The organism is Candidatus Nanogingivalis gingivitcus, from assembly GCF_004151455.1.
Taxonomy (GTDB): Bacteria; Patescibacteriota; Saccharimonadia; order Saccharimonadales; family Saccharimonadaceae; genus Nanogingivalis; species Nanogingivalis gingivitcus.
Genome location: NZ_PRLK01000007.1, coordinates 21709 through 28520 on the forward strand (window position 1 = coordinate 21709; position 6812 = coordinate 28520).

General features: G+C 30.1%; 7 protein-coding genes. 4 read left to right on the forward strand and 3 right to left on the reverse strand.

Going from position 1 to position 6812, the window contains the following annotated elements; genetic code table 11:
- The first annotated feature begins 26 nt into the window (after positions 1-26).
- On the forward strand, positions 27-818 hold the full coding sequence (locus tag G6CMJM_RS02525) for an ABC transporter ATP-binding protein (RefSeq protein ID WP_206660771.1): 792 nt from the start codon (positions 27-29) through the stop codon (positions 816-818).
- Between the two features lie 2 nt (positions 819-820).
- Complete coding sequence (locus G6CMJM_RS02530; protein WP_129718905.1) at positions 821-2056, forward strand: ABC transporter permease; 1236 nt, start codon at positions 821-823, stop codon at positions 2054-2056.
- Between the two features lie 23 nt (positions 2057-2079).
- Here the strand turns inward: G6CMJM_RS02530 and G6CMJM_RS02535 are convergent, their stop codons facing one another.
- Complete coding sequence (locus G6CMJM_RS02535) at positions 2080-3123, reverse strand: SIS domain-containing protein (protein ID WP_129718906.1); 1044 nt, start codon at positions 3121-3123, stop codon at positions 2080-2082.
- A gap of 83 nt (positions 3124-3206) precedes the next feature.
- Here G6CMJM_RS02535 and G6CMJM_RS02540 point away from each other — a divergent pair, with 83 nt between their 5' ends.
- Together G6CMJM_RS02540 and G6CMJM_RS02545 are read left to right on the forward strand one after the other, a co-directional pair.
- Positions 3207-3653, forward strand: coding sequence for a hypothetical protein (locus tag G6CMJM_RS02540; protein WP_129718907.1), 447 nt, complete (start codon positions 3207-3209; stop codon positions 3651-3653).
- 124 nt (positions 3654-3777) lie between these two features.
- A complete protein-coding gene (locus G6CMJM_RS02545; RefSeq protein ID WP_129718908.1) occupies positions 3778-4080 on the forward strand; it encodes a hypothetical protein in 303 nt (100 codons plus the stop codon).
- A gap of 33 nt (positions 4081-4113) precedes the next feature.
- Here the strand turns inward: G6CMJM_RS02545 and G6CMJM_RS02550 are convergent, their stop codons facing one another.
- Together G6CMJM_RS02550 and G6CMJM_RS02555 are read right to left on the reverse strand one after the other, a co-directional pair.
- Positions 4114-5409, reverse strand: coding sequence for a UDP-N-acetylmuramoyl-L-alanyl-D-glutamate--2,6-diaminopimelate ligase (locus tag G6CMJM_RS02550; protein WP_129718909.1), 1296 nt, complete (start codon positions 5407-5409; stop codon positions 4114-4116).
- Positions 5410-5454: 45 nt separating this feature from the next.
- The coding region (locus tag G6CMJM_RS02555; protein ID WP_206660772.1) for a DNA polymerase at positions 5455-6812 on the reverse strand (1358 nt) is incomplete at its 5' end.

The following is a 6812-nucleotide window of genomic DNA, read 5'->3' on the forward strand; positions in this document are numbered from 1 at the left end:
TTATTTTAAAAATATTATAATAATATATGATGAAAAAGGGTAAAAAAGAAGTTGTAAAATTAAAAAAAATAAAAAAACGTTTTGGTGTTGGTGATGCCGAAAATTATGCCCTTAATGGTGTTGATTTAACTATATATCAAGGTGAATTTATTATAATTATGGGTCCGAGTGGTTGTGGTAAGACTACACTTTTAAATACTATAGGGCTATTAGATAGATCTACAGAAGGTACTTATATGTTAGACAGTTACGATGTATCTAGAATGTCTAAAAGAAAACAAGCGCAAATACGAAGTGAGAAGATTGGTTTTGTGTTCCAAGATTTTAATTTAATACCTCGTTTAAGTGTTATAGAAAATGTTGCCCTACCTTTAATATATAAAGGAGAAAATAAAACAAAAAGGCTCAAAAAAGCATCTGAAATACTAAAACAATTTCATCTCGAAAAGAGGGAATATTATATGCCTTGGCAATTAAGCGGTGGCCAAACCCAGCGAGTAGCTATTGCTAGAGCACTAGTTAACAACCCATCAATAATTTTAGCTGATGAACCAACAGGAAACTTAGATAGTAAAGCTTCGCATATTATTATGGAAGAGTTGTCAGAAGTACATAAAAAAGGTAATACTATAATTATGGTAACACACAACCCTGAACTTATGGCTTATGCCACTAGGATAATTACTATGTTTGATGGAAAAATAGATACTGATGAAAAAGTAGATAATTCTATTATTCAAGAAAAAGAAAATACTTTAGATAAATTAGAAGAGGCTGTAAATAAAATTGAAGAAATTAAAGAGGAACTTGGTGCTTAAATATGATGAAAATTAGATTAATAAGAATGCATATAGAGAATGCCATAGAAAGCTTACGAGCTAATAGGATGCGAACTTTTTTAACTATACTAGGTGTAGTTATAGGAATATCTAGTATTGTAGTTATTTTTGCTCTATCTGGAGGCGCTAACTCTATAATACAAGACCAAATTAAATCAGGAGGTGAAACTATAGCAGTAGTAAGACCTAAGGATATTAGTTCAAGTAATAAAAGTATAATTAATAGCGTTGCAACATCTCAAAACTTCTTGCAAAGTTCTTTACGAGAAGATGATTTTAGGAATATTTCGAAAATCAAAAATATTATTGCTACTGCCCCACTAGCTAGTTTTAATAGCAAAATAAAAGGAGATGATAAGGAGATAACTACTAATATATTAGCTAGTACTCCAAATCTAGATCAAATTACAGGTATAAAAGTAGCAAAAGGAGAGTTTATTACAAATAGTTCTAATGCTCGAACTGCTGTAATAGGGTATCAAACAGCAGTAAGTCTATTTGGTTCCCCTCATGCATTGGGAAAATACATATCTATAAAGGGTGAAAATTTCTTGATTATAGGTATTTTAGAAAAACAATCTTCAATTGTAAATTTTAGTAATATTGATTTCGATAACACTATTATATTAAATTACGACGAAGTAAAAAATATTATGGGTAGTAGCCCCCAGATACAACAAATTAATATAAAATTTAATACCATTAATAACTCAGATATTGTTCAGCATAATATAGAAGAAGTTATGCATAATAGCCATAAGGGTGAAATAGACTATGAAATATTAATAGGCAAAAACATTACCCATTCTTCTAGCGATTTAATCTCAATGGGTTCAGCTATATTGGCTTTAGTAGCAAGTATTTCACTAATTGTTGGAGGTATTGGTATTATGAATATTATGCTTGTTAATGTTAGTGAAAGAACACGCGAGATTGGTATACGCAAAGCTCTAGGTGCTAATAATAATCAAATACTATTGCAATTCTTAATTGAATCTTTGATAATTTCTTCTGTAGGTGGTTTTTTTGGGTATCTACTAGGTTATTCTTTCTCATTTACTGTAAGTATATTCTTACCAGTATTACCAGTAATATCTTGGCAAATAATGGTTTTAGCAGCTGGACTGTCTATAATTATAGGTATTATTTTTGGAATGTATCCAGCTATCCGAGCAGCTAGAAAAGACCCTATTGAAAGCTTAAGATATTATAATTAAATTATTTTAAAAATAGAGCTAGATTATTTTGCTAGCTCTATTTTAAGTTTTTCAATTAATTCTACAGGAGTAGGATCATTATTATTTAAAATTGCTAAGTAAATACTAGCAAAATCAGCAAGAATCGACCCCCATAGCACTTGCTCTAGTAGGCTCTCCCCTTTTAATATAATATTATGTGTTTTTGGTCTTTTACCTAATAGCAACTTATCGGAAATTTCAAATCTTTTATTTATTCTAGGATTATCTAGTTTACTTTTTAAATTAAAAATAGCGAATAGTTTTTCTGTTGGTTGTGAACTCCAACCTATAAATTCATTATGGTTAAATTCTGGATATTCATTCCAAAAGCTTACATTTTTTGCGTTTTCGTTCCAAGATATTTTCCACTTATAGGCTACAGGAGAGAATAAATTAGAGCTTAGAAAAAGCGCATTTCTTCCTGCCGAATAAAGGGCTATTTGTTTGGCTAAGTTATTCTCAGTTTTTATAGAAGCCCCCCAAGATACACTTTCTTTTTTAATGAAATTTACATATTTTTCTATTTCATGATGCTTATAATCATCTATAATATTGAAATTTAATAATAATTTAGTTAATGCTCTAAAATTATAAATTACTGCCATTCTAGGTTGAAGATTAGGAGGTAACTTAACATAAGCTATTGATTTATTATTAGAAATTGTTTCTATTTTACCTTGAGAAGAAACTGTACCTATTTGGCAACCTCGTTTTATAGCGTCTTCTAACATAGAGATAGCTTCTTCAGTATTACCTGAATAAGAATTAACTATAACTAGCGAATTATGATTTGCATACCTAGGAAGATTGTAACTTCTAACTATCTCAATAGGTAATAATAGATCATCTTCTAACCATTTTTTAATTATTAGGCCCGCCAAAGCAGACCCACCCATTCCAGCAATTATTATATTTTTTATTTCTCTTCCGTCATGTTCAGGATTTAAAATATCAGCTGAAAAAAGTATTTGTTTCCACTGCTCACTAGCTACCCTTAATGCATTTTCAGGGTCTCTCTGAACAATCATATTTAAGTTATCTAACATCCCACCTCTTATATTTTATGTTGATTATGCTTTAAAACTATGATACAATAATATTAATTAAAAGTAAAGTAAAAAGGTGGGCTATGGAAATTGATATAAATCCAACAAAAAAACAGACCGTTAGTGATGACCCAGAGCTTGCAAAAGTTCTTGCTGGTGTTAATAACGCTGCCATTAATGATGATACACAATTTCAAGAAGATGAAAGTGCGGAAGAACCGGAAGTTCCTACAGAGCAACTCGTTGAAAATCTAATACCAACAGATATTCAACCTACTGTTTTTCCTGGCATAGATTTAGATATGATTAAGAATCATGCTTTGGAAGATCTAAGGCCATTAGTAGAGAAGCTAACAGTATCAAACGAAGAAAAATTTGATATCTATCTATTGCTCTTACGCTCAAGCGACGATAATACACTAGTAGAGCCAGCTTATAATGCTGCAAGATCTATAGAAGATGAAACTAAAAGAGCAAATGCTCTGCTAGATATAATTAAAGAAGTAGATTACTTTAAATCTAAAGCTTAGTTAAAAATGTAAAATAAAAATAGCACAATTATGTGCTATTTTTATTTTACATTAAATAATTTTATAAGCGTAGATCATTTAATGATATAATATATTTAAATTACGCTATAAAGGGGTGAAAGCTATGGCTAGTAAAGTACATTTTTTATTTTTAAGTGAAAGTCGCTATGGTTGTAGTAGTATTTGGCTAAGAAAAATAGCACCATATTTTACAACTAGAACCACTATACACGATTTAGCACTAGATAGGGACGATTTAGTTTTAGAGATAATTTATAAGAATAAACAATATTATTTTTGGTGTTCTACTCAAGGATTAAAAAATGCCCAGGATGATTATAGAGAAAACAAAATTGATGGTTGGTATATTCGTAAGTTTTATCGAATAAACTATAGTGAGTCTTATAGTCCAGTAGCTTATAATTAAAAATAACCCCTCTTTTATAGAGGGGTGTTAATTTTATTTTTTATTTAATATTTTTTTGACGACTTCTGCATCGTTCCAAGGTATTTTTTTACCATTTATAATTCTGTATACCTCATGCCCCATTCCTGTTATTAAGACGGTGTCATCTTTCTTGGCGATACTTAGGGCCTTTTCTATAGCCTCCTGTCTATCGGCTATCTCTTCCACCTTTTTGGTGTAGTCTTTATTATCAGCTATGCCATTAAGAATTTGTTTTCGTATTTCGTTAGGGTCTTCATTATAACTTTCTTCATCAGTTATAAATATTTTATCGGCATTTTTAAAAGCAATATCCCCCATTATTGGCCTTTTTTTCTTATCTCTATCTCCACAAGCACCAAATACTATAATAACGTTGTTTTTAGTGATTTTTTTTGCAGTTTTTAATAGCTTTTCTAGAGCATCAGGTGTATGTGCGTAATCAACTATAACCTCAAAAGGTTGATTTCCTTCTACTCTTTCAAATCTTCCAGCAATATTTTCTAGGTTTGCAATACCTTCCTGGATATCTTCTTTAGAAACTCCTAATAGATAAGCTCCAGCAGCTGCAGCCGTCATGTTATAAACGTTAAATTCACCAGCTAGATTATTAGCCAGTTCAACATTATCTTTTTCGATTTTTAGCTTTGCTTCACTTCCTTTTTTATATAGTTTAATATTTTCAATAGACACATCAGCTTCTTTATCTTTTCCATAAGTAATTTTTTTAATTACTGCCCTGAAGTTATTGAAATAATTAAACCAATCATCATCCTTATTTAAAACGATATATTTTGGCTTCATCTTAAATAATATGGATTTAGCTTTAGCGTAATTATCCATGGTTTTATGATAGTCTAAATGATCTTGCGTTAGATTAGTCATAATAGCCATTTCTATAGATATTCCATATAATTTATATTGGCTTAAAGCATGACTAGTAGCCTCTATTAAAGCAAATTCTACGTTTTGCTTTACGGCATCACTAAAGAATTGATTCATTCTTTTTGAAGTAGACACTGTAGCGTTTAAGTCATTACGTATTTGATTGCCGTTAATCTCAATATTAGCAGTGGAAAACATTGCTGTTTTATAACCAGCTTCTTTTAATATTTCGTTCAAAAAATTTACAGTTGTAGTTTTTCCGTTAGTACCTGTTACGGCAATTACTTTTAGTTTACTAGCTGGATTTCCATATAGAGATGACACTAGCTTAGCTCTATTTTTACGGTAATTATTTTCTAATTTTTTTACAACTTTTTTTGGTAGAACCCTACGGGTAGTTTTTACTAAACTATTTTTAATGCTCATAAGTATATTTTAACATCTTCTATATTGACTGTCGATTATAGAAAACTATATATCAAGCCAGTTCTGTCCTATATTAATATCTACCTTTAGATTTATTGGTAGTTCTGGGGCTATATTCTCCATTTCATACTTTAATATTTCAGCTATTTTTGCTGCATTTTCTTTAGGAGACTCTATTAAGATAGAGTCGTGTATTTGTAATATTTGATCGCCTAATCCTGTTTTAGTTATTTTTTTATGGATTTTTATCATTGCCCTTTTCATTAGATCGGCTTCAGTACCTTGAATTGGCATATTTGCGGCTGCTCTTTTGGCGGTTTCTCTTATGATAAAATTAGAAGATTTAATATCTGGAGTAGGTCTTTGTCTTCCATAAAAAGTTTCTACATATCCTTCTTGCTCTGCTTTTAGAAGTGTTTTTTGTATAAAATCGGCAATAGGTTTTCGGCTATTAAAATAATTATCAATAAAATGTTTAGCTTCATAGTAATTAGTTCCTAATTCGCTAGCTAACCTATGTGCACTCATGCCATAAAGAACTCCAAAGTTAATAACCTTAGCAGCTCTTCGTTGGTCTTTGGATACCTCATCTAATGGAATATTGAACATCTCTGAGGCAGTTTTAGAGTGGATATCCTCATTATTTTTAAAGCTGTTAATTAGGCCAGTATCATTACTTAATGCTGCTGCTAATCTTAGTTCAAACTGAGAGTAGTCAGCAGAGATAATAACATTATTATTATCAGATATAAAGCCTTGGCGTATTTGTCGCCCTAATTCAGAACGTATAGGTATATTTTGTAGATTAGGATTTGTAGAACTCAGCCTACCCGTGCTGGTAATATCTTGATTAAAAGTTGAATGTATTCGATTATTCTTATCGGCTAATTTTGGCAAGGCATCAATGTAAGTGTTTTTTAATTTCGAATACTCTCTAAATTCCTCTATTTTAGCTATTATTGGATGGTAATCTTTTAATTTTTCTAATTCTTTTTGTCCAGTAGAATAGCCGTTTTTAGTTTTTTTAATTCCTTTGGTAGGTAAAGCTAATTTTTCAAAAAGTATTTTTGATAATTGCAAAGGGCTGGATATATTAAACCCTTCTCCTGCTAATTGGATAATATCTTTTTCTAGTTTTTCTAAATATAATGAAAATTCTTTACTCTTTTTGTCTAGAAAATCGGGATCAATCTTTACTCCTTTCTTTTCCATTTCAAAAAGAATAGATATTAATGGGAAGTCATAATTTTCAGCTATATCAAGAATTTTAGGATAACTATTAAGTCGTATTATTTGATTATGATATATTTTTAATATTGCAGATAATCTAGATACGATATTATTTTCATCAAAAACAAAACCATTATTATTAATAAAAATTGAACTTATACTTTTATCTCTTA